This window comes from Epilithonimonas zeae, from assembly GCF_900141765.1.
Lineage (GTDB): Bacteria > Bacteroidota > Bacteroidia > Flavobacteriales > Weeksellaceae > Epilithonimonas > Epilithonimonas zeae.
Map to the genome: position 1 here is coordinate 194,681 of NZ_FSRK01000003.1, position 22,195 is coordinate 216,875.

Genomic DNA, 22,195 nt, shown 5'->3' on the forward strand with positions numbered 1-22,195 from the left:
CCAATGATAGAAGAACAATCAAAACTGAGTAAAGTTCAGGTTCTCGGGATGGCTGTCGTAGCAGGGATTTGTGTTTCAAATATCTATTACGCACAGCCAATCCTGCATCAGATTGCACAAACTTTCAATGTTTCAGAAAGTAAAATGGGAATTATGGTTGGTTTGGGACAAGTCGGTTATGGTGCGGGATTATTGACTTTAGTTCCATTGGGTGATAAAGTCAATCGTAAAAATCTGATATTGATTCTATTGGGGATTTTATTTTGTATTCTGATGGCTATCGGATTGGTTTCCAATTATTACTTCATTTTCTTATTTAGCTTACTACTGGGTTTAACTGCTGTTGCGGCACAGGTTATTTTGCCAATGGCAGCGGAATTGTCAGGTAACGAAAAAGGTAAAAATGTTGGAATTATTTTCACAGGAATCCTTGTCGGAATCTTAATGGCAAGAGTTTTCAGTGGTTATATTTCCGAATGGAGCAATTGGAAAATGGTGTATTACATTTCGGCAGGATTTACAATATTTTCGTTGGCATTTGTTTATTTCAAATTACCGAGTGTCAAACCGACTTTCAAAGAATCTTATTTTAAATTAATTTCATCCTCATTTTATCAATTAAAACGATTCCCTCAACTGAGAATATTAGCATTAATGGGCGGAATTGCTTTCTCCATATTTTGCTCATTTTGGACAACTTTGACATTTCTTTTAGTTGAAAAACCTTACAATTATAGTTCAGACACAATCGGACTTTTCGGAATGCTGGGAATTGCAGGAGCTCTAGTCGCACCAATGATTGGAAAAGCTTCTGACAAAGGCGGTTCTGGAAAAACACAGTTGATTGCAAGTGTTATTCTCTTAGCAGGTTCAGTTATTATTTTTCTGTTTCCAAGTTATTTAATATCCATTATTTTAGCCGTGATTTTCATTGATGTTGGCGTACAATCTATTCAAGTGACAAATGTTGCATTAATTTACAGGTTAGACCAAAAAGCCAACAGCCGAATCAATACGATTTATATGACTTCTTATTTTGCCGGTGGCGCAATTGGAACTTTTATAGGACTAAAATGTTGGGAAACTGGTGGTTGGCATTATGTTGGGATTCAACTCGTTGTATTTAGTTTAATTGTATTTTTGATGAATATATTTAAAGCTGTAAAATCAAATTAATAAAAAGAAAATATGAAACTTTCAATCACACTATTAACACTATTTTTAGGATTAAATCTTACAATATCTCAAAACTTGAAAACTGTTACTTACAAAGACGGAACTCAAAAACTGAATGGATTAGTTACCTCAAATTCAGGAAAAAAACTTCCCGGCGTTCTGATTCTGCCAGCTTGGAAAGGCATTGATAACGAAGCAAAAGACGCTGCTCTTCAATTGGAAAAGCAAGGTTTTATTGCTTTTGTGGCTGATATTTATGGCGAAGGAAATATTCCTGCCGATAATGCAGCTGCCGCAAAAATCGCAGGAACTTACAAACAAGATTACAAAGCTTATCAACAGAGGATTTCTGTCGCTTTGGAAGAACTGAAAAAGCAAGGCGCAAATCCTGATAAAATAGCTGTCATCGGCTATTGTTTCGGTGGAACGGGCGCTTTGGAAACGGCGAGAGCTGGATTTCCAGTTGCTGGCGTTGTCTCTATTCACGGTGGTTTGGCGAAAGGAAATGACAGACTGAATGTCCCAATCAAAACAAAAGTTCTCGTAGAAAATCCTGCAGATGACGAAAGTGTAAAACCGGAAGATATGATGAATCTGATTGCAGAATTAAAAACAGGAAAAACAGATTTTCAAATCATCACTTACGCCAATTCCAAACATACGTTTACAAGTCCAGAATCTCCTGATTATAATGAAACAATGGCAAAACGTGCGTGGAATCACACGTTGACTTTCCTTAAAGAAATTTTGAAATAGAAGTTAGACTTTAGTTATTAGAAGTTAGAAAGACAGCCATTACAGCTGTCTTTTTTTTATTTTTTGATGAGCAATGAAACGATATCCTGCACCACTTTCTGAGAGACAAAATTCATAAAATCAATCCTTTCCAAATGTGGAAGAAACAATTTTGAAGTTGTTTCATCGTTTCCAATTCTAATCGTATAATAAACCGTTCCTACATCTTTCCCGTCCTCGCCTTTTCCGGGACCAGCAACGCCTGTGGTAGAAATAGCAATATCAGTTTTGAATAATTCCTGACAGCCTTTCGCCATTTCCGAAGCTACTTGTTCACTAACAACAGTGAATTCTTCAATCGTTTTAGGATTAACTTTCAGAATATCAACTTTCTTCTCGGTTGCGTAACTCACAATTCCGCCGATGAAATATTTCGAACTTCCCGTTATTGAGGTAATTAATCGTGATAATTCTCCGCCCGTACAACTTTCCGAAACCGAAATGGTCAACTTTCTGTCATTCAACAATTCGCCAAGGATTTTTTCGATTTTATCTTCGTGGGTTGCGATGATATTGTCTCCGATGATTGGGATTAATTTCTGAATTTCAGTTTCCAATTCTTGATTTAATTTCTCCTGAGAATCTCCAGAAGCTGTTAATCTTAATTTCACTCTCGTACCAATTGGTAAATAAGACAACGCAATATGTTCCGGTAATGCTAATTCCCAACTTTCAATGTTTTCTGACAAAATACTTTCTGGAACATCCACAACGGACACGATTCTCGTAACAATATGGTCTAATGACAATTTCGCTTTCAAGAATGGAATGATTTGGTCTTTCACCAAAGGTTTGACCTCGTAAGGAACGCCGGGCAAACTGAAACAAAACGTTCCATTTCTCTCCAAAACCATACAAGGCGCCGTCCCGAAATAATTCAGAAAAACCTCAGCTTCTGACAAGACAATCGCCTGTTCCTTATTGTGTTCCAAAATCCAAAGTCGGTTTCGCTTTTCGAGATAAGCGCGCAAATGTTCGTAAACTTTATCGGAAAAAATCAATTCGTCTTCGAAGAACTCAGCGTAAGCTTTTTTGGTAATATCATCTTTCGTAGGACCCAATCCGCCAGTTGTGAAAACCACATCAGCCATTTCAAAAGCTTTCGTTAGTGTAGAGACAATCGTACTTTCATCATCAGGAATTGTGAAAATGGAAGTCACTTTCACACCGATTTCCTTAAGTTGTGTGGCAATGAAATTGGAATTGGTGTCAACGGTGTTTCCTGAAAGAATCTCGTCGCCAATGGTAATCAGAACTGCTGTTTTCATAAGAACAAATTTCGGGAATAACTGACATATTTGATTAACAATATCTCATTTTTATTAAACTTTAAAATGATATTTTTTTTGTCTATTCAAATCTTATGATATAATTCATTTCGGCTTGAATATCGGCTTAAAACTTGTAATTTTATAGTAATGGAAAAGACAATTTTAGAACCTCGATTTAAAGATTCCCCACATTTTAAAGATTTCTGGACAACTGGCAACGGAAAACAGCTCATCGATTTTTCCGGCGCTGAAGTTAGCTTCAAAGATTTTGACAAATTCTCCCGTTACTTTTATCACGTTGATGAACTAGGCGACGACATTGTAAAAGAAGTTTATTTTACCAAGAAATTTCAGGAAGCTTCCCGAGAAATCGAACAATACATCCGAAAAGGCGTTTCAGAAACCGACGATGTTCCGGCGAGTGTTCAAAGTCTTTTCCAACAAACACAAGCTGTCCCTAATTGGCTGGATTACAATCTGCTGAAAAGCGGCGCAGAACTTTGTATGCGGAGCAATGTGGACTCTCTAATTTCTTTGCGGGATTATTGTCTCATCGGCGGTTACGATTATGCTTACCTCAACAAACCGCTGATTGTTACAGAAGCTTTGAAGAAAGGCGCAGTGAAACGACTTTCAGAAACCTTAGATTTTTGGGTAAATGTGACAAGATACAATGCTCTGGAAATTCACGCAAAAGGTTATGAGTTTGCCATAAAAACACGGCTGATACATTCCTACGCCAGACTTTCCATCAAGAAACATTACAAAAACTGGGACACAGAAAATTGGGGAGAACCGATTAATTCGTGGGATATGATGGCGACTTACATTGGTTTCAGTTTGGTTTTTCTTCACAGTCTCAAAAAATTGGGGAATACTTTTTCTGATGAGGAAGAAAGAGGCCTTTTTCATCTTTGGAAATACGTGGGCTATCTTTTGGGAATTCCGGAAGACCTTCTGCCAGACGACAAAAAACAGGCAACCGAATATTTTTATCTCTGGACAGCCATCCAGCCACCTTCTGATAAAGATTCGATTTTATTGGCGCATTCTCTGTTGAACGAATCTCTGGAAAATCCAATTCTAAAATATGGTTTTCAGAAAAAAATGTTGCGGTTTCTTCACATCAGTTGCACGTGGTTTCTACTCGATGATGCGGTTTGCAAAAGGTTGGAAATCCCAAAAGTTTTCGGAAAAAGCGTCTTTCCAAATACCAAAAGATTCATCAACAAAATCTACAATAATGTCGTGAGCCGCAAAAACCGAATCGCAAAAGGAAATAAAGACCAAATGCAGGTTTTAAAAGATTATTTAAGAGTCACACAACAGTCGAATTTTCATTAATTCTCCAGTCAGAAAACTCAATTGGATTTCCAAACAATTTTATAATTATCTTTGATTAAAATTGGGGAATGAAATCATCTTTCTGGAACAACTACAGCAACATTATTCTGCTTCTCATCGGGATTTTCATTGGAAGTCTCGTCGGGATTTTCGCACCTGATTTTGTAACTTATCTGAAACCAATTGGCGACATTTTTTTGAATTTGTTATTCGTAACGGTTATTCCATTAGTATTTTTTGCGATTGTTTCTGCTATATCAGGAATTGAACAGCAAAATCAATTGGGCAAAATTATCGGAACAATGGCTTTGACTTTCTTGAGTTTCATTTTGATTTCAGCGACGTTTTGCATCATAATGGTTTATTTTTTCCCAACCGAAACACCGAAAAACATCAGCGAAACCATATCAGAAAATATTCAAAATAATTCTAGTATCAATGATCAAATAGTAGGATTTTTCACTGTCAGCGAGTTCTACCATTTGTTCTCGAGACAAAATATGCTCGCATTGTTAGTCTTCTCATTTTTAGTTGGCATTTCTATTAGAAAATCAGGAGAAAAAGGGAAGCCTTTTCAAAATTTCATCCTTTCTGGAAACGAAGTGATGAAACAGCTTTTGTTATTAATAATGAAAGTTGCTCCAATTGGATTAGGCACTTACTTCGCTTACCAAGTCGGGACTATTGGACCTCAGCTTTTCGGATTTTACGCTAAACCTTTAGGATTATATTACATCGCTGGAACTATTTATTTCATCGTATTTTTCAGTCTTTACGCCTTCGTTTGGAAAGGTGGAAAAGGCGTGAAAGCTTTTTGGAAAGAAAGTCTTTTGCCGACCGCAACTGCCATCAGTACGTGTAGCAGTTTGGCAACAATGCCAGTAGCCATCGAGTCTGCAAAAAAAATGGGCATTCCTGCATCTATTGCCAACGTTGTAATTCCTATTGGAACTACGATCCACAAAAACGGTTCCTCCATTTCATCAATTATCAAAATTTATGTGGCATTTCAGTTACTCGGCTGGAATTTCTTCGAACCAATGAATCTTATAATGGCTTTGGGAATCACAGTTTTCGTAAGTGCGGTCGCTGGCGGAATCCCAAATGGCGGTTATATCGGAGAAATGTTGATGATTTCGGTTTACAAAATTCCGCCTGATGTTGTTCCTGCAGTCATCATTATTGGGACTTTGGTTGACCCGCTGGCAACGGTTTTGAACTCCGTCGGGAATATTTTGGCATCAATGATTGTTTCGAAGTTTGTGAAAACCGAAGTTGTTTAATTTTTTTAGGAGCTTAATCCCGCTGTCCACTGTATCTTTTTTGTTTTTACAAAGTTTGTCAATCCGATTGAAATTAAAATCAGAAAACAAAAAAGGATGCCGTTGCCATCGCGGCTAGTTGGCAATTCGCTGGGATACTTCAAATGTAGGTGCTTCGCACCGTGGAATTAGATTTTATACCAACATTTCGCCACTTCGCGGCTCGCCAATGCAGCTTTACTCACTTCTCTTGAAAGGTTCCAGATTTTCCAGCTCTTCCGGTGTGAACAATCTATAATGAACTTTGAAGGTTTTTCCCAAAGGCGTTTCCAGAGAAAATCCACCAGGTCCCCAACCATCTAAAACATCCAAAGTAAAATGAGAATACTTCCAATATTCGAATAGGTCGCGGTCTATCCAGAATTCGTGATCATTGATGGTTCCAATCATTGCGTCATTCATTCTTGGGAAATAACCTCCTTTTTCGAAACATTGTGGTTGTGTGCCTTCGCAACAACCGCCAGCTTGGTAGAACATCAGTTCGCCGTGTTTTTTTTCCAGTTCCCAAATGACTTCCAAAGCTTTTTCGGTTACGGAAAGTCTTGCGATTTTATCTTTGGCTTCCATATACTATAATTTTTTAATTGATGATTTAAACACAAAGGCACAAAGATTAATTTATTTAAACTTGTTTCAAGGAACTTAAAAAAATCAAAGATTTTTTAATATTGACGAAATTAAAAATTTTGTGCCTTAAAAACTCAATCATTACAATGAAAGCTTTGTGCCTTTGTGGTAATTGCCATTTATAATGAAGTTAATAAAACCCGACAAACAAAATCTGCCGGGCTCAAAAACACAAATAACAATAAATTAATTTTGTCCGGCGATGTCCAGAACGATACGTCCGTCGATTTGTCCTTTCTTCATTTTGTCAAATACATCGTTGATATCTTCCAGTTTCGCAGAAGTCACTGTGGCTTTTACCAAACCTTCGTTCGCAAAATCAAGCGCTTCTTGTAAATCTTTTCTAGTTCCAACAATAGAGCCTCTCACGGTAATTCTCTTAAGGACCGTTTCGAAAATAGGTAATGGAAAAGAACCTGGCGGAAGTCCGTTCAATGCAATGGTACCTTTTCTTCTAAGAACATCTATCCCCTGCTTGAAAGCAATTGGAGAAACAGCGGTAATCAATGCACCGTGCATTCCTCCAACTTCTTTGTGAAGATATTCTCCCGGGTCGGTTTCTTTTGCATTCACAACCAAATCTGCACCTAATTTTTTAGCCAATTTCAATTTATCATCTGAGACATCTATCGCTGCAACGTGCATCCCCATTGCTTTTGCATACTGAACGGCAACGTGACCCAATCCACCGATTCCGGAAATAGCCACCCATTCGCCTGGTCTTGTTTCGGTTTCTTTAAGTCCTTTGTAAACCGTTACACCAGCGCAAAGAATCGGAGCGATTTCTAGGAAGTTGACATTTGATTTCAGATGTCCTACATATCTGGAATCCGCGATCACATATTCTGCAAATCCACCATCTACGCTGTAACCTCCGTTTTTCTGAGCTTCACACAATGTTTCCCATCCCGTTATACAATAATCGCAGCATCCACAAGCCGAATACAACCAAGGAACTCCAACTGCATCGCCTTCCTTCACCATCGCTTCCGGTCCGCAAGCCACAACTATTCCGACACCTTCGTGTCCCGGAATCAGAGGCATTTTGGGTTTCGCCGGCCAGTCGCCGTCCACAGCGTGCAAGTCAGTGTGGCAAACGCCACAGGCAATTACTTTTACTAATACTTCATAACGTCCGGGAGTTTTTACCGGAACTTCCATAATTTTCAATGGCTCGCCATAACCTTGTACAACTGCCGCTTTCATTGTTTTTGGAATCATAATTTACTTTTTATATGGTTAATATTATTGTTTTTATTGTTATTTGATGTTCCAATGTCTGTCTAATGCGTCATCTGCGTGAGGGATTGTAAGGGTTGCGAGGAACGAGCAAGTGCGAAATGAAATGTAGCACCGGAACGAAGTGCAGCCCTGAAAAGCCCGACCGTAGCCTCGGACTTAGCCAAGGCGAAGGGCACGCCATTAAAAACACAATACTTTATCTTAGAAGAATCCTAATTTGTTTTTGTTGTAGGATATCAGCATATTTTTGGTTTGACGGTAGTGGTCGAGCATCATTTTATGATTTTCTCTACCAACTCCAGACTGCTTGTAACCTCCGAAAGGTGCTCCAGCAGGGTAAGCGTGGTATTGATTCACCCAAACTCTACCAGCCTGCACGTGGCGAGGAATCTGATACAACTGATGCGCGTCTCTCGTCCAAACTCCAGCTCCTAGACCATAAATCGTATCATTCGCAATTTCCAGAGCTTCCGCTTCGTCTTTGAAAGTCGTGAACGCCACCACAGGTCCGAAAATCTCTTCCTGGAAGATTCTCATTCTGTTGTTTCCTTTGAAAATGGTTGGCTTGATGTAGTAACCGTCTTCCAATCCTTCGATGTGGTTAGCTTCTCCTCCTGTCAAAACTTCTGCGCCTTCTTCTTTACCCAGTTTCAAATAACCTTCGATTTTGTCTTTTTGGATTTTGGAAGCTTGCGCTCCCATCATCACAGTTTTGTCTAATGGATTTCCAACTTTTATAGCTTCGGTTCTTTCAATCACTTTTGCGATGAAAGCATCCGCAATGTCTTCCTGAACCAATAATCTTGAAGGACAAGTACAGATTTCTCCTTGATTCAATGCGAAAAGAACTGCGCCTTCGATTGCTTTATCCAGGAATTCGTCGTCTGCATCCATTACTGAATTGAAGAAAATATTAGGCGACTTCCCTCCTAATTCCAATGTCACAGGAATAATATTTTCTGTCGCATATTGCATCACCAAACGACCTGTTGCTGTAGAACCTGTGAAAGCTGCTTTGTTCACTTTTGGATTAGTTACCAAAGCTCTTCCTAACTCTGCGCCGAAACCGTTTACAATGTTTACAACGCCGGGCGGCAGCAAATCTCCAATCAGTTCCATCAAAATCATAATTGAAATTGGTGTACTTTCCGCCGGTTTCAGAACGACGCAGTTACCTGCTGCCAAAGCTGGAGCAAGTTTCCAAACGGCCATCAAGATTGGGAAATTCCAAGGGATGATTTGTGCAATGACGCCAAGTGGTTCGTGGACGATTAATGAAACCGTGTCTTTATCCAACTCGTTATGTGAACCTTCTTCTGCTCTAATTACCGAAGCAAAATATCTGAAATGGTCTATCGCCAAAGGAATATCCGCAGCTAAAGTTTCTCTTACCGCTTTTCCGTTGTCAATTGTTTCTACAGTTGCGATATATTCCAGATTTTCCTCAATCCTGTCTGCAATTTTGTTCAGGATAATACTGCGTTCTGTTGGAGAAGTATCTTTCCAAGTTTTGAAGGCTTCTGATGCCGCATTCACAGCATTTTCCAAATCTTCTTTGTTAGAATGTGCAGCCTGTGTGAATACTTTTCCATTAATAGGAGAAACCACATCGAAATATTGTCCGCCAGCGGATGGTACAAATTTTCCACCGATGTAATTATCATATTTAGCTTTGAATTCTGGCCAAGCTAAAGTGGTCGAATTTTGTTGTTCTAGTGTTGTGCTCATAATAATATTTGTTTTGTTATTAATAATCAGTTAACATTTGATTAAAGCTAAGTTAATTCCATATTTAGTTAATAGAATAGCACAATTCTCCAAAAAAATAGTAAAATCCTATTTTTAAGATTCTTTATCATTTCATTAAGAAAAAATTATGTTGGGCTGTGTTCTTAAAATTATTATATTTGAGAAACAAGATGTTATAAAAATCTTGAATAATGAATCTAAATCATTTTCAGCTTAACAAACCTAATCTGACACAGGAAAATAAACTGAACACATTGGTGGAAAATCAGACCAAGTTCAGTTTAAATAATTGTGAATTCAGTATCTATGAAACGCATAAGAGTGCTTATGATGTGAAATTGCATTTTGAGCATTTGGCGTTTACTGGAATGTTAAGAGGAAAGAAGTGGATGAAGCTTCAGGATAAGAGTAATTACTTCGAATATCTGCCTGGAGAAAGTGTTTTGGTCGCTCCTGGAGAAACAATGGTTATTGATTTTCCTGATGCTGATAAAGATGCTTCGCAGTGTATTTCATTGACTTTGAATCCCGAATTTGTCCAGGAATCGCTTGACCTTTTGAACTTCAATGCGAAAAAAGTGGACGATTCTTCGCAATGGAATATTTCTTTGGAAGAATTTTATCTACTCAATAGTAAAGCTCTAGCTTCCGCAACTAATAATATTATGAGAATTGCAATGGACGATAATTCTTATAAAGATGTAATTGCAGATTTTGCTTTGAAAGAACTTTTGATAAGACTGATGCAAACTCAGGCGAGAAATCTGGTAGAGAAAAACACTTTGAAAAATAAATCAAGAATTGGTTTTGTTGCAGATTACATCAAGAAAAATCTCCATCAGAAATTATCCATTGATGCGATTGCGAAAATGGCTTATGTCAGTAAATCGAATTTTTTCAAGATGTTCAAGGAAGAATTGGGGATTTCTCCTAATGAGTTTATTATTCAGGAGAGAATCAAGAGAGCGAAAGAAATGCTGATTCATAACAGTTCGGTAAGTGAGACCGCTTTCAGTACAGGATTTTCGGATACTAATTATTTCATCCGGGTTTTCAAACAAATGGAAGGTGTAACGCCAAAAATCTTTCAGACCAAAAAATTATTTTGAATTAAGTTAGTAGTTAGTTATAGATTTTCAAAAGAAGACGAGCAAATACATCATTTGCTCGTCTTCGCTTTTTCATAATTATTGTAAGAATCTTATTTTTGATAAGAATAATATCTCGCGCCCTTCAGAACAGGACTTTCTTTCTCAATTTTTATCAATCCGAATCCTTTATAATCTGGATTTACAGAAGAATCCAATTGTTTGCGGTGCAACTTCTCGTAAGTTTCGAAATCAATTGCTAATCTGTTTTTCAAGCTTTCGAAAACGTTCCATTTTTCTACAATAGATTTCCATTCTGGAGAAATTTTTCCTACAAATACTTTTGATTTGGAACCACTTCCGTAAGCCAGGAAACCAATTTCTTTTTCCGTTAAATCTTCATTTTCGTTAAACGAAGTTTGTAGTGCAGACAACAGTGCCATAAAAATAGAAGCCGTGTACATATTTCCAATTTCGGAAGAAGCGCGTTGAGATTTCTCAATTTTTTCATTGATGAAATTGATATAATCTTCAGATTTTGCGATGGCTTTTTGTTTCTCGGCATCAGAAAAATCAAGATGATTTTCTAAACTATAAATTTCGGTGAAAACTCTTTTCCCGTGAAATGCATAAGGCAAATGGAAAATCAAATACCTCCAATCTTCGTAAGGTCTAACAGTAAAAGTCTGTTCTTTATAGTGCTGATAAGCTTCGCGAATCCTGTCCTGATAACATTGATTAGAATATTGACCGTCGAAAACAGGTTCGTCTGTAAACACTTCAATTTTGTCCGGATAATTTTCTGGAGCAGAAGTCAATTCAGATTTGGAATGATGACGTCTTGGTTTGAAGAAATCAAAAACACTCTCTGTTGCAACGCCCCAATTATTATCAATTTCAATCAATTTCGGATTCGCAGAAACCAATAATGAAACTGCGCCGCCACCTTGCGTATATTCTCCGGAAGAAGCCAACTCATATTTTGCATAATCACTGGCAATCACAACGGCCTTTTTAGTAGGATTTGCTCTTACAAAATCTAATGAATTATGAAGCGCATCAACTGCACCAACGCAGGCAAAAGTCATATCAACAACGTCACAATTTTTGAAACTTTTTCCCCCAAATTCTTCGGTTAAAAATCCTTCTACCATTTGAACGGCGTAAGTTGCGGTTGGCTTTGCAGCATCCAATGCGCTTTCTGTTCCGAGATAAACTCTCGATATTTCTTTCGGATTGATGTTATAATCTTGAATTAATTTAAGCAAAGCTTCCGCTGCGAAAGTTGCTGCATCCTCGTGAAGATCGGGTAAAGCCATTTTGTGTAAGCCCAAACCTTTTTCCAATTTTGCTGGTTCTATTCCTCTTTTCTCTGCAAGGTCTTTGATTTCTAAATATAAAGAAGGCACATAAAAACTGGCCGCATCAACTCCGAATTTCGTCATTTTAAAAATTTTAAGACACGAATTTAGAAAATCTTATGGAAAGCGCCTAAATATAGAGGAGGTTTATTATCTTGCAGCTCATTTTTTATTACGGATGTACAAAACTTTAAAAAAAGTCGTCAAAAATATTATGCCTCAAAAATTTCTTTTTGAAAATGAGGTTCTTTTGCGTTCGCTGATTTATCCCCTTTACAAAGGTGAAAATTACGAGTGTAATATTTGCAACAAGCACTTGAAAGATTTTGTATTGGTAGAAAATGGCAATTTGGTTTGTCCTGTTTGTGGCAGCTTGCCAAGAACGAGACGGCTTTGGAAACTTCTGAATGAAAAGTATTTAAAACCTGAAATTAAGATTCTAGATTTTTCACCTTCCAGAGCGATTTACAGGAATCTCAAAAAAAATAAAAACATTACTTATTTTTCTACCGATTTTGAGAATGAATTTCTAGCCGATTATCGTTTTGACATCACCAATATTGCTGCAGAACCTGAAAGTTTTGATTTGATTATCTGCTATCATATTTTAGAACACATCGATTCTGACCAACAAGCAATGAATGAATTGTTCCGAGTTTTAAAAGCTGATGGAACCTGCCTCATCCAAACACCTTTTAAAGATGGAGACACTTATGAGGATTTTTCTATCAAAACCAAGGAAGATCGTTTAAAACATTTTGGACAAGATGATCACGTGCGTATCTATTCTATCAACGGCTTGAAAGAACGTTTGGAGAAAAGTGGATTTTTGGTTGATGTTCAAACTTTCTCAAAAAATGATTTTTTTGGCTTAAGTGAAAACGAACATATTTTGATTTGTTCTAAGAAATAAAAAAAGAGCCTCACTGTTAAAAACAAATGAGGCATCTTAAACAAAATCAAAAAACCTTATTATATGCAAGTCTCATCGTGTTGTGACAAATCCAAACCTATATTTTCGGAATCTTCTGCAACTCTGAGCGGAATTATTAAATCTGTCAATTTATATAAAATCAGAGATCCTAAAAATGTAAATGCAGAAACTAAAACCAACGCCATCATATGATGAGCAAACACTTCAAATCCGCCGTGAAGAAGACTTGCATTTTCACCCTGAGCCAACATTGCTGTCAGAATCATTCCCATAATTCCACCAACGCCGTGACAAGCGAAAACATCCAAAGTATCATCTACTTTTTTTAGTCTTTTCCAGTTGCACATCAGATTCGAAACAATAGCTGAAATAAATCCGATAAAAATAGCGTGCGGAATTGTCACAAATCCTGCAGCCGGCGTAATCGCAACCAACCCAACAACCGCCCCAATACAAGCGCCTAAAGCGGAAACTTTGCGACCATTAACCCTATCAAAGAAAATCCAAGTCAGCATTGCAGTTGCCGAAGCTACCGTTGTCGTTCCAAAAGCCATCGCAGCGGTTGCATTAGCCGACAAAGCTGAACCTGCATTGAAACCAAACCAGCCAAACCAAAGCATTCCTGTTCCGAGAATCACAAACGGAATATTAGAAGGTTCGTGATGCGGATTTTTACGGTTTCCAATCATCATTGCGCCAGCCAAAGCTGCGAATCCGGCGCTCATATGAACTACCGTTCCTCCAGCAAAATCCTTAACTCCAAAATATTTGTTCAATAAACCTTCCGGATGCCAAACCATATGACAAAGCGGTGTATAGATAATTAGGCTAAACAAAACCATAAACAGCAAGTAAGAAATAAACCTAACTCTCTCTGCGAATGAACCGGTTATCAAAGCTGGCGTAATCACCGCAAATTTCATTTGAAACATTGCGAACAAAATAAATGGAATTGTTGAAGCCATCTGGCTGTGAGGAAAAACACCAACGTTATTAAAAAACAAATAGGATGTCGGATTTCCAATCAAACCATAATGTTCTCCATTAATCGTAATCCCGATTGAATCACCAAACGACAAGCTAAATCCTACAACAACCCAAAGAATACTTATAACTCCGAGTGCAATAAAACTTTGTAACATTGTAGAAATGACGTTCTTTTTCCCAACCATTCCGCCGTAAAAGAAAGAAAGCCCAGGTGTCATTAATAAAACCAATCCGGAAGAAGCAAGAATCCAAGCCACATCAGAACCTACAATATTATCTTCTCCAAGAAAAGTTCCAGGTTTTGGTAAAGAAGTCTGTTCCGGCCAGAACAAAGCAGTAATTGAAATAAGACTTATTACCACAAATGATATTATCCAGCGTTTTTCAATTTTCATATTTTAAATTTTAACCCTGCAAATATATAGGGTTAATTTCAAATAATTATAAAAATTCACAATATCATCCCTTAATTTTTTATTATTAAAAATAAAATTACATCAAATAACAAATCGATAAAGCTCAAAATAATAAGGCATCAGTTTTGATATATTAACGAAAATAATAAATTATGAGACCAGATATTCCAAAACCAGACAGCGAAACCAATAAAGGTCCAATGATGGCAATTATAATCATTATCGTGCTTTTCCTCTTAGGTTATTTCGCATATATGATGTTTATTCCTAAACAAATTGAACAGATGAATCAAACTGATAAAATACAGCCAGTAGAAACAAAAGTAAAAGACTCCATATAGGAGTCTTTTTTTATTTTTATATCAAAGTAAATTCTTAGTGAATATGTTTCTCTGCGTGATAAGAACTTCTTACCAAAGGCGAGCTTTCCACGTGACGGAAACCTAAGTTTCTTGCAAAATCTCCATATTCATCAAACTCCTCCGGAGAAACAAAACGCTGAACAGGAAGATGCTTTTTAGTCGGCTGAAGATATTGACCTAAAGTAATCACATCTACATTAGCATTTCTGATATCTTCAATTGTTTGGAAAACCTCATCTTTAGTCTCTCCCAAACCAAGCATTACACCAGTTTTTGTACGGTTTTGTCCTGCTTCTTTCAGGTATCTCAAAACTTCCAAACTACGTTCGTATTTTGCTTGTATTCTCACTTCTCTCGTTAGACGTTTTACCGTTTCCATATTGTGAGAAATCACTTCTGGCGCCACTTCTACCAATCTGTCGATGTGCTTTGTCAAGCCTTGAAAATCGGGAATCAGAGTCTCCATAGTTGTTCCCGGAGAGATTCTACGAACAGCATTCACTGTTTCAGCCCAAAGAATGGAGCCCATATCTTTCAAATCATCTCTATCCACTGAAGTCAATACAGCGTGTTTGATTTTCATTAATTTGATAGAACGTGCTACTTTTTCCGGTTCATCCCAATTGACGTCCATTGGTTTTCCGGTTTTCACACCGCAGAAACCACAACTTCTGGTACAGATATTTCCCAGAATCATAAATGTTGCCGTTCCTTCTCCCCAACATTCGCCCATATTGGGGCAGCTTCCACTTTGGCAAATCGTGTTGAGTTTATATTTATCAACCAAATTTCTTAGTTCTCGGTAATTCTTACCAGTTGGCAATTTTACACGAATCCATTTGGGTTTTTGAGTTAATGTTTCTTCCATTCTGATTTTCTAATATTAAAAATCCGTTTCGTCTTCTTTTAATAATTCGGCCAAGATTTTCTTAGCTCTCATTATTCTCACTTTTGTGTTGGCTACGGATAGATTGAGTTCTTCCGCTATTTCTTTGATGCTTTTTTCTTCAAAAAATCTTAGGCGAATAATGTCCTGATTTTTAGCATCCATTGTTTCTATGATTTTGATGATTTTTTGCTGGTCTTCTTCAGAAATCAGCAATTCTTCCGGCGACCTTGCAAATTCGTTCTTTACATTTTCCAAGCCATCACTTGCATCTTCATTCTCTCTGTTTTTCTTTCTCCAAAAATCGATGATTGTATTTTGAGCAATTGTCAGAATCCACGTTTTGAATTGAAAATTAGGATCAAATAAATCTAGCTTGTTAAGAACTTTTGAAAACACCGAAACCGTAATTTCATCCGCATCATTCTCATCCTTCACTCTGTTCATTACAAAAGAAAAAACATCAACCCAAAATAGATTAATAAGCTGTGTCTGAGCTTTTTGATTCTTATCTCTAGCCTTTATGATGAGAGCGAGTAACTGGTCTTCTTTCATTTTTCAATGAACAAAGATAGCTATATATTATTAAAAAATATTAATATGAAGAGATTGAGAATTTCTATTATTTTGAATGGAATTCTTTTGAGATTTAGAGCGAATTTAAATAACAAATATCAAGATTGAAATCCTTATAAATTGAGTATTTTTACTGGCTTGATTTTGGATTAGGAAAATCAGAATAAACATTTAAAAATCAGATAAATAAATAATGAAATTTTATAAATACCAAGGAACAGGAAATGATTTCGTGATGATAGACAACCGTTTAGGGGAATGGGATGATCTTTCTATCGAAAACATACAAAAACTTTGCGACCGCAGATTCGGGATTGGCGCAGACGGATTAATTAAAATTAATTCCGCAGAAGGTGTTGATTTTGAAGTGGATTATTATAATTCTGATGGGTCTAAAAGTTTTTGCGGAAATGGCGCCCGCTGTTCGGTTGCATTTGCTCATTTTTTAGATATTATTGAAGATAAGACAACTTTTATCGCCATCGATGGAATCCACGAGGCAGAAATCAAAAACGGCATTATCAAATTAAAAATGGGTGATGTAAAAACCATAGATACTGACGGAAATGACTTCGTTTTGAATACCGGATCGCCACATTATGTTAAGTATGTGGAAATGTTAAATAATTATAATGTTTACAAAAACGGTAACGAAATCCGAAATTCTGAAACTTATAAGCAGGAAGGAATCAATGTCAACTTCGTAGAAAAATTGTCCGACAAGGAACTTTTTGTGAGAACTTATGAGCGGGGCGTTGAAGATGAAACTTACAGTTGCGGAACTGGCGTTACAGCTGCAGCTTTAACTTTTATGAAAAATAATAATCAAACGTTTGTTGGAATTAAAGTGATGGGCGGCAATTTGAAAGTTTATGCCGAAAAAGATGGAGACGGGTTCAAAAATATTTGGTTAGAAGGTCCAGCAGTTCAGGTTTTTAAAGGAGATACTAATTTATAAAAACCTGAGAATTTAAAACTATGAAAAAAATAATTCTTGTCATATCTATTGTATTTGTAGCAATCCTGGGTTTCTTTGGATTGAAATTTTATAATAAATATCTTGGAAATAATGTGGAAAAAGAAGGATTTGTCTTGATTCCGCATCATTCTTCTTATAAACAAATTCTGGATTCTATTTCTCCTTTCGTTAAAAATCAGGACAACTTTGCGAGTATTGCAGATGATAAAAATCTCAAAGAAAATTACAAGCCTGGTCGATATGAATTGAAACCAGGAATGAACAACCGTGAAATTGCCAATATGATTATCGCCGGAAATCAAACGCCTAATTCTTTCAGGATTAAAGATTTCGATGATGTTTACCAGATGATTGGAAGAGTTACCAAAAAGACAGAAATTGATTCTTTGAAATTTGCTAATCAACTGAACGAAATCGCTATCAGCAAAGGTTACAAAAACGCAGAGGATCTTAAGAAATATTTCTTCAACAACACTTATGATTTTTTCTGGACAGTAACACCAAAAGAATTCTTCAACAAATTCGAATCAGATTATAAAGATTTTTGGACAGCTGACAGAATCGAAAAAGAAAAACAATCCGGATTAACAAGAGATCAAATCTATGCATTAGCTTCTATCGTTTACAAAGAATCTGGTGGAAAACCTGATGAACAAAGAACAATTGCCGGCCTTTACATCAATCGATATAAAAAAGGAATGAAGTTGCAGAGCGACCCGACGGTTATTTATGCAGTTAACAAGGCGAGTAATTTCACTCAACAAATTAAGAGAGTTTATTACAAACACCTAAAAGAACCTTCTCCTTACAACACTTATGCGAACAAGGGAATTCCGCCAGGCCCCATTTGTATTGTAGACAAAAACTCATTGAATGCAGTTTTAGATGCAGAAAAAAACAACTACATTTTTATGTGCGCCGATCCTGCGAGATTCGGTTATCATAAATTCACAGATAATGATGCGGAACACGCCAAGAATGCAAAAGCCTATCAAGACTGGTTGAACAGCAAACAAATAAAATAAAGAGAAAAAGCGAAAAATAAACAATAATGGAACGAACGGAAATTGTAAGTGTATTTCAGAAAAAATTCTTTGGGTTAGCCTTAACCATTGGAGCTGCGAGTTTTATAATGGCTCAGCAAAAAGTGACTATTTCTGGAAATGTAAAAGATACAAATGGCGGTGTTGGATATGCATCCATAACTTTTAAAAATCAACAAAATTCACAATTAAGTGATGCAGCTTTGGCAGATGCTGACGGAAACTATAAATTAGATCTAGCTCCTGGAAGTTACGACGTAAGCATAGAAGCGGTTGATTATAAAAAATTCACACAAACAATCAGAGTAGAGAAAGCTGGCGCCATTGCACCCTTCGTTGTTGTTTCTGATGGAAAAGCCAATCTTAATAATACAACCGACATCCAAGGCGTTGTAATTACTGCACAATCAACAAAACCTTACAAGGTTGAATTGGATAAAAAAACTTATGATCCTTCGCAGGATTTAGTGAGCAAAGGTGGAAGTTTACAAGATGTTTTGTCCAATGTTCCATCTGTTTCTGTTGATACGGACGGAACGGTTTCTATGCGTGGAAGTTCAAATGTGAGATTTTTGATTAACGGAAAACCTTCTGCACTTCTGGGTATTGATGATGGAGCGAATGCGTTACAAAGTATCCCTGCCGATCAAATTGAAAAGATTGAGGTTATAACCAATCCATCTTCAAAATTCGAAGCAAGTGGAACTGCAGGTATTCTTAATATTATCCTAAAGAAAAATAAAAAGACAGGTTTTAATGGCAGTGTGATTGGAACTTTAGGATATTTGCCACAAACCAATCTTAACACAAGCCTTAGTTGGAGAAAAGGGAATTTTTCTTGGTTCTTAAACGGTGGTGGTGGCTACAGAGAATCTAAAAACACCAATAGAAATGACAATTATTATAATAATGTCACGACTGTCGGTGATGAAACAGAGTCTCACCAAAATTCTGAAATAGAGAATAAAAACAGCAACTATAATGCTACAGCCGGAATTGTTTATGAAATATCTGACAAGACATCTGTCAATGCATCCGGAACTGTAAGAACATTTGAGAGTGATAACACTGGTAATATTGATTACAATTACGAACTTTTTAATTCACCAAGCACTTATACATTAAGAAATACCATCGGTACCAGTAACAATCTTGCGTTTCAGGGAGATTTTGGTTTAGATCATAAATTTGATGATAAAGGACAGAATCTATCTTTATCATTGAGTTTACAGAGAAATCGTTCGAATAATGATTCCAACATCAAGGAATATGATGATTACAGCACCGTAACATCTCTCCAAAATCTTATTAGTCAAAGAACGCTCAACAAAAACATTGTTGCGAAAGCTGATTATGAATTACCAATCGGAGAAATTTCCAAGTTGGAGGCCGGATATCGTTTAGATTCCAATAATAATACCTACGATAATAATGTTCTGGAAAGTACAACAGCTTTCCCTACATTGAGAAATCTTGGACTTTATACTTATGATGCTAATTATAAGGAGTTGTTTAATGCCTTTTATTTACAATTCAAAAGTAAAATTGGAAATGTTGGTTATCAATTGGGGTTAAGGGATGAAGTTTCTAGTGTTACGATAGATTATCAAAATTTGTTAACTCCAGGCTCGGTTGGCTATACAGATCCAATAGTAAACAGAAAGAAAAGTTACAACAACCTTTTTCCAAGTGTATTTTTGAGCTATGAGTTTGCTAAAGACAATCAATTATTAGTTAATTATACCCGAAGAATTGACCGACCAAGAGGATTTTTCTTGATTCCAAATCCTAGCTATAATGACAATCAGAATATCTTTGATGGTAATATAGATCTTAATCCTTCTTATGTTGATTCCTACGAAGTAGGTTACAGCATTTCTAAAAAGAAATTCACCATTAATCCAACACTTTATTACAGACATCAAGAAGATGATGTAAAAATGCTGGTTTACAACACAAAAGAAAGATATGAATCTGAGCCTGATGTTTTCAAGGACCGAATCGTATTCCATACCAAGCCTATCAATCTGGGAACCGATGACAAATTTGGATTGGATTTAAATTTTAATTGGGATGCTACAAGCTGGCTCAAGTTTATGGGTAATGTGGATGTATTTGGCTATAATACAAAAGGAAGTACACCTTATAATACATTAGACAAGGATGGAAATCCTATTGTTGCAATAGCCAATTTTAATGGAAAAGGTGTTTCAACTAGATCAAGACTTACGTCAACATTTAAAATTGATAAGACTCTCAATCTGCAACTGCAAGGATTCTATAGAGGCGGAACAAAAACAGATTATCAAATCAGAAAAGATATGTATGCAATCAATTTTGGAGCATCAAAAACAATATGGAATGGTAATGGAACGTTGGCTTTCAATATTCAGGATGTTTTTAATACGAGAGCAATGCAATCTACTACCTACACTGCAAACAGCACAAGAGACTCTTATATGCAATGGCAACCTAGACAGTTTACAATGTCTTTAACCTACAGATTCAAACAAGGAGAAAAAGTAGAACAACCAAAACGTAAAAAAGATATTAACTCGAACACTTCTGGTGATGACCAGCAAGGTCCGATGTAAAAATCCTCCTACTAAAACAATTGAAGACTCTGCAAGCATGCAGGGTCTTTTTTAATTAAGGTATTTATCGAGGCATTAGACCATTAATAAGACCATTCTTGTAAGTCGTATTATACATAAGTTATAAACATCATAGAATTAGTAACATACAAAAAAAAATCCGTCTCGCTATAAAAACGAGACGGATTCTTTTAACAATTATAATTAAAGGTCTATTATTTTTTTTGTTCCTTCAGTTCTTCTTTATCCTTATCAGAAGGATTCCAAACTTTTACCTCAGCATTTTTGTCTATTCCTGAAAGAATTTGAACATTGATTCCGTCACTTGAACCTAACTTAACATATACTTTTTTGAAGCCACCATTCGGTTGTTTTACTTCTACAAAGGATTTGTTGTTACCCTTTTCATACTGGATCAGTGACTCATCCAAAAGTAATGCATTTTTCTTAGAACTCAATAAGATTTCTCCGTTTGCACTGAAACCTGCTCTGATGTATTCTCCAGTTTTATTGAACACATCTCCTTCCACAGCGAATTTGATTGTTCCGCTTTCCTCAGTTCCTTTTGGAGCAATCAAAGTTAATTTCCCAGGGAAAGATTTGTTTTGCAAAGCACCGATTACGACGCTCATATCCATTCCTTGTTTCAATTTTCCAGCTTGCGCTTCATCGATATTACCTTTAAAAATTAATGAATTAAGGTCTGCGATAGAACAGATTGTTGTTCCAGCATTGAAAGAGTTAGCTTCGATAACCTGACTTCCTACTTTTACAGGGATTGTAAGCACCGTTCCCGCCGCTTTTGCACGGACTTGAGTGGTTGCCATACTTTGCAATTCTGGTGTAGCACCGGTTCTTACAATCTGTAATTGCTTTTGAGCTGCATTCAGCTGTTGTACGGCTAATTTCTGTTGTTGAACCGTCGTTTCCAATTGTTGCTGAGCAGTGATGTATTCCTGCTTAGAAATCACACCTTGTTTGTACAATTTCGCCTGCATTTCGTATTGTTTCTGCTGATTGTCAACATTGACTTTTGCATTCGTCAATTGAATTTGCGAATTATTGACCTGCATCGTAGCGTTGTTCACTTCCGTGATATTAGGAACAATTCTTATTGTTGCTATCAATTGTCCGGCTTGCACTTTATCACCTTCGTCTACATTGATGCTTTGGATAATTCCTGCAATGTTTGGTTTGATTTCGATTTCTTCGCGAGGTTCTATTTTTCCGGTTGCCATTACCTTATCATCCAGATTTTTGATGCTAGGCTTTCTGGTCAGGAAAACTTCGTTCTCAGCCGAATTGGACTTGATAAGATAACCGATTCCGCCAACTAAAGCTACCACGAAAAGTAATCCCAAAAATATGGAAATCGCTTTCTTGAATGTAAATTTCTTTTTTTCCTTTTCCATTATGTAGAAATATAGTTTAATTATAAATGAT

19 protein-coding genes are annotated in these 22,195 nt (G+C 36.6%); 10 read left to right on the forward strand and 9 right to left on the reverse strand.

What is annotated here, in order from left to right; all coding sequences use genetic code 11:
* The first annotated feature begins 3 nt into the window (after positions 1 to 3).
* Entirely contained in the window at positions 4 to 1,176 is a 1,173-nt protein-coding gene (locus BUR19_RS17155) for an MFS transporter (protein ID WP_074236717.1), read from the forward strand.
* Positions 1,177 to 1,188: 12 nt separating this feature from the next.
* A complete protein-coding gene (locus BUR19_RS17160) occupies positions 1,189 to 1,932 on the forward strand; it encodes a dienelactone hydrolase family protein (protein ID WP_074236719.1) in 744 nt (247 codons plus the stop codon).
* 56 nt (positions 1,933 to 1,988) lie between these two features.
* Here BUR19_RS17160 and BUR19_RS17165 read toward each other — a convergent pair whose 3' ends face one another.
* On the reverse strand, positions 1,989 to 3,239 hold the full coding sequence (locus BUR19_RS17165) for a CinA family nicotinamide mononucleotide deamidase-related protein (protein WP_074236721.1): 1,251 nt from the start codon (positions 3,237 to 3,239) through the stop codon (positions 1,989 to 1,991).
* Positions 3,240 to 3,389: 150 nt separating this feature from the next.
* Between BUR19_RS17165 and BUR19_RS17170 the strand changes: the two genes are divergently transcribed.
* Complete coding sequence (locus BUR19_RS17170; protein ID WP_074236723.1) at positions 3,390 to 4,586, forward strand: oxygenase MpaB family protein; 1,197 nt, start codon at positions 3,390 to 3,392, stop codon at positions 4,584 to 4,586.
* Positions 4,587 to 4,654: 68 nt separating this feature from the next.
* Positions 4,655 to 5,869: a dicarboxylate/amino acid:cation symporter gene (locus tag BUR19_RS17175; protein ID WP_074236724.1), complete on the forward strand. Its 1,215-nt coding sequence runs from the start codon at positions 4,655 to 4,657 to the stop codon at positions 5,867 to 5,869.
* Between the two features lie 216 nt (positions 5,870 to 6,085).
* On the opposite strand, the gene BUR19_RS17180 is transcribed toward BUR19_RS17175, so the two are convergent.
* The 3 genes from BUR19_RS17180 to BUR19_RS17190 form a co-directional block, all read right to left on the reverse strand.
* The gene (locus BUR19_RS17180; protein WP_074236726.1) at positions 6,086 to 6,475 is read right to left on the reverse strand and encodes a DUF779 domain-containing protein; all 390 of its coding nucleotides are present in this window, start codon (positions 6,473 to 6,475) and stop codon (positions 6,086 to 6,088) included.
* A 246-nt stretch (positions 6,476 to 6,721) separates the two neighbouring features.
* Complete coding sequence (adhP, locus tag BUR19_RS17185; protein WP_074236728.1) at positions 6,722 to 7,756, reverse strand: alcohol dehydrogenase AdhP; 1,035 nt, start codon at positions 7,754 to 7,756, stop codon at positions 6,722 to 6,724.
* A 222-nt stretch (positions 7,757 to 7,978) separates the two neighbouring features.
* Positions 7,979 to 9,505, reverse strand: coding sequence for an aldehyde dehydrogenase family protein (locus BUR19_RS17190; protein ID WP_074236729.1), 1,527 nt, complete (start codon positions 9,503 to 9,505; stop codon positions 7,979 to 7,981).
* A 212-nt stretch (positions 9,506 to 9,717) separates the two neighbouring features.
* Between BUR19_RS17190 and BUR19_RS17195 the strand changes: the two genes are divergently transcribed.
* Complete coding sequence (locus BUR19_RS17195; RefSeq protein WP_074236731.1) at positions 9,718 to 10,635, forward strand: helix-turn-helix domain-containing protein; 918 nt, start codon at positions 9,718 to 9,720, stop codon at positions 10,633 to 10,635.
* A gap of 92 nt (positions 10,636 to 10,727) precedes the next feature.
* Here the strand turns inward: BUR19_RS17195 and BUR19_RS17200 are convergent, their stop codons facing one another.
* Positions 10,728 to 12,059 (reverse strand): hydroxymethylglutaryl-CoA synthase family protein, encoded by a 1,332-nt coding sequence (locus BUR19_RS17200; protein WP_074236732.1) that lies wholly within the window; start codon positions 12,057 to 12,059, stop codon positions 10,728 to 10,730.
* A 130-nt stretch (positions 12,060 to 12,189) separates the two neighbouring features.
* Here BUR19_RS17200 and BUR19_RS17205 point away from each other — a divergent pair, with 130 nt between their 5' ends.
* Positions 12,190 to 12,888, forward strand: a complete 699-nt coding sequence (locus BUR19_RS17205) for a class I SAM-dependent methyltransferase (RefSeq protein ID WP_245799101.1) — start codon at positions 12,190 to 12,192, stop codon at positions 12,886 to 12,888.
* Positions 12,889 to 12,947: 59 nt separating this feature from the next.
* Here the strand turns inward: BUR19_RS17205 and BUR19_RS17210 are convergent, their stop codons facing one another.
* On the reverse strand, positions 12,948 to 14,291 hold the full coding sequence (locus tag BUR19_RS17210) for an ammonium transporter (protein ID WP_074236735.1): 1,344 nt from the start codon (positions 14,289 to 14,291) through the stop codon (positions 12,948 to 12,950).
* A 173-nt stretch (positions 14,292 to 14,464) separates the two neighbouring features.
* Here BUR19_RS17210 and BUR19_RS17215 point away from each other — a divergent pair, with 173 nt between their 5' ends.
* The gene (locus tag BUR19_RS17215; protein ID WP_074236736.1) at positions 14,465 to 14,653 is read left to right on the forward strand and encodes a hypothetical protein; all 189 of its coding nucleotides are present in this window, start codon (positions 14,465 to 14,467) and stop codon (positions 14,651 to 14,653) included.
* 34 nt (positions 14,654 to 14,687) lie between these two features.
* On the opposite strand, the gene lipA is transcribed toward BUR19_RS17215, so the two are convergent.
* Positions 14,688 to 15,542 (reverse strand): lipoyl synthase, encoded by an 855-nt coding sequence (gene lipA, locus BUR19_RS17220; protein WP_074236737.1) that lies wholly within the window; start codon positions 15,540 to 15,542, stop codon positions 14,688 to 14,690.
* A 15-nt stretch (positions 15,543 to 15,557) separates the two neighbouring features.
* Positions 15,558 to 16,115 carry an RNA polymerase sigma factor gene (locus tag BUR19_RS17225; RefSeq protein WP_074236738.1) on the reverse strand — a complete coding sequence of 186 codons (558 nt, stop codon included), beginning with the start codon at positions 16,113 to 16,115 and terminating at the stop codon, positions 15,558 to 15,560.
* Between the two features lie 214 nt (positions 16,116 to 16,329).
* Here BUR19_RS17225 and dapF point away from each other — a divergent pair, with 214 nt between their 5' ends.
* From dapF to BUR19_RS17240, 3 genes are read left to right on the forward strand one after another with little or no spacing between them, the layout of a single operon-like run.
* Positions 16,330 to 17,094, forward strand: a complete 765-nt coding sequence (gene dapF / locus BUR19_RS17230) for a diaminopimelate epimerase (protein ID WP_175565929.1) — start codon at positions 16,330 to 16,332, stop codon at positions 17,092 to 17,094.
* Positions 17,095 to 17,114: 20 nt separating this feature from the next.
* Positions 17,115 to 18,140, forward strand: coding sequence for an endolytic transglycosylase MltG (gene mltG, locus BUR19_RS17235; RefSeq protein ID WP_074236742.1), 1,026 nt, complete (start codon positions 17,115 to 17,117; stop codon positions 18,138 to 18,140).
* A gap of 26 nt (positions 18,141 to 18,166) precedes the next feature.
* On the forward strand, positions 18,167 to 20,752 hold the full coding sequence (locus BUR19_RS17240; RefSeq protein ID WP_074236743.1) for a TonB-dependent receptor domain-containing protein: 2,586 nt from the start codon (positions 18,167 to 18,169) through the stop codon (positions 20,750 to 20,752).
* Positions 20,753 to 20,967: 215 nt separating this feature from the next.
* On the opposite strand, the gene BUR19_RS17245 is transcribed toward BUR19_RS17240, so the two are convergent.
* Entirely contained in the window at positions 20,968 to 22,164 is a 1,197-nt protein-coding gene (locus BUR19_RS17245) for an efflux RND transporter periplasmic adaptor subunit (RefSeq protein WP_074236745.1), read from the reverse strand.
* Between the last annotated feature and the right edge of the window lie 31 nt (positions 22,165 to 22,195).

Excerpts from the sequence above, each read along its gene's own strand:
- BUR19_RS17155 (WP_074236717.1), top strand. The coding sequence starts at position 4 with ATGATAGAAGAACAATCAAAACTGAGTAAAGTTCAGGTTCTCGGGATG.
- BUR19_RS17160 (WP_074236719.1), top strand. The coding sequence starts at position 1,189 with ATGAAACTTTCAATCACACTATTAACACTATTTTTAGGATTAAATCTT.
- BUR19_RS17165 (WP_074236721.1), bottom strand. The coding sequence starts at position 3,239 with ATGAAAACAGCAGTTCTGATTACCATTGGCGACGAGATTCTTTCAGGA.
- BUR19_RS17170 (WP_074236723.1), top strand. The coding sequence starts at position 3,390 with ATGGAAAAGACAATTTTAGAACCTCGATTTAAAGATTCCCCACATTTT.
- BUR19_RS17175 (WP_074236724.1), top strand. The coding sequence starts at position 4,655 with ATGAAATCATCTTTCTGGAACAACTACAGCAACATTATTCTGCTTCTC.
- BUR19_RS17180 (WP_074236726.1), bottom strand. The coding sequence starts at position 6,475 with ATGGAAGCCAAAGATAAAATCGCAAGACTTTCCGTAACCGAAAAAGCT.
- adhP (WP_074236728.1), bottom strand. The coding sequence starts at position 7,756 with ATGATTCCAAAAACAATGAAAGCGGCAGTTGTACAAGGTTATGGCGAG.
- BUR19_RS17190 (WP_074236729.1), bottom strand. The coding sequence starts at position 9,505 with ATGAGCACAACACTAGAACAACAAAATTCGACCACTTTAGCTTGGCCA.
- BUR19_RS17195 (WP_074236731.1), top strand. The coding sequence starts at position 9,718 with ATGAATCTAAATCATTTTCAGCTTAACAAACCTAATCTGACACAGGAA.
- BUR19_RS17200 (WP_074236732.1), bottom strand. The coding sequence starts at position 12,059 with ATGACGAAATTCGGAGTTGATGCGGCCAGTTTTTATGTGCCTTCTTTA.
- BUR19_RS17205 (WP_245799101.1), top strand. The coding sequence starts at position 12,190 with ATGCCTCAAAAATTTCTTTTTGAAAATGAGGTTCTTTTGCGTTCGCTG.
- BUR19_RS17210 (WP_074236735.1), bottom strand. The coding sequence starts at position 14,291 with ATGAAAATTGAAAAACGCTGGATAATATCATTTGTGGTAATAAGTCTT.
- BUR19_RS17215 (WP_074236736.1), top strand. The coding sequence starts at position 14,465 with ATGAGACCAGATATTCCAAAACCAGACAGCGAAACCAATAAAGGTCCA.
- lipA (WP_074236737.1), bottom strand. The coding sequence starts at position 15,542 with ATGGAAGAAACATTAACTCAAAAACCCAAATGGATTCGTGTAAAATTG.
- BUR19_RS17225 (WP_074236738.1), bottom strand. The coding sequence starts at position 16,115 with ATGAAAGAAGACCAGTTACTCGCTCTCATCATAAAGGCTAGAGATAAG.
- dapF (WP_175565929.1), top strand. The coding sequence starts at position 16,330 with ATGAAATTTTATAAATACCAAGGAACAGGAAATGATTTCGTGATGATA.
- mltG (WP_074236742.1), top strand. The coding sequence starts at position 17,115 with ATGAAAAAAATAATTCTTGTCATATCTATTGTATTTGTAGCAATCCTG.
- BUR19_RS17240 (WP_074236743.1), top strand. The coding sequence starts at position 18,167 with ATGGAACGAACGGAAATTGTAAGTGTATTTCAGAAAAAATTCTTTGGG.
- BUR19_RS17245 (WP_074236745.1), bottom strand. The coding sequence starts at position 22,164 with ATGGAAAAGGAAAAAAAGAAATTTACATTCAAGAAAGCGATTTCCATA.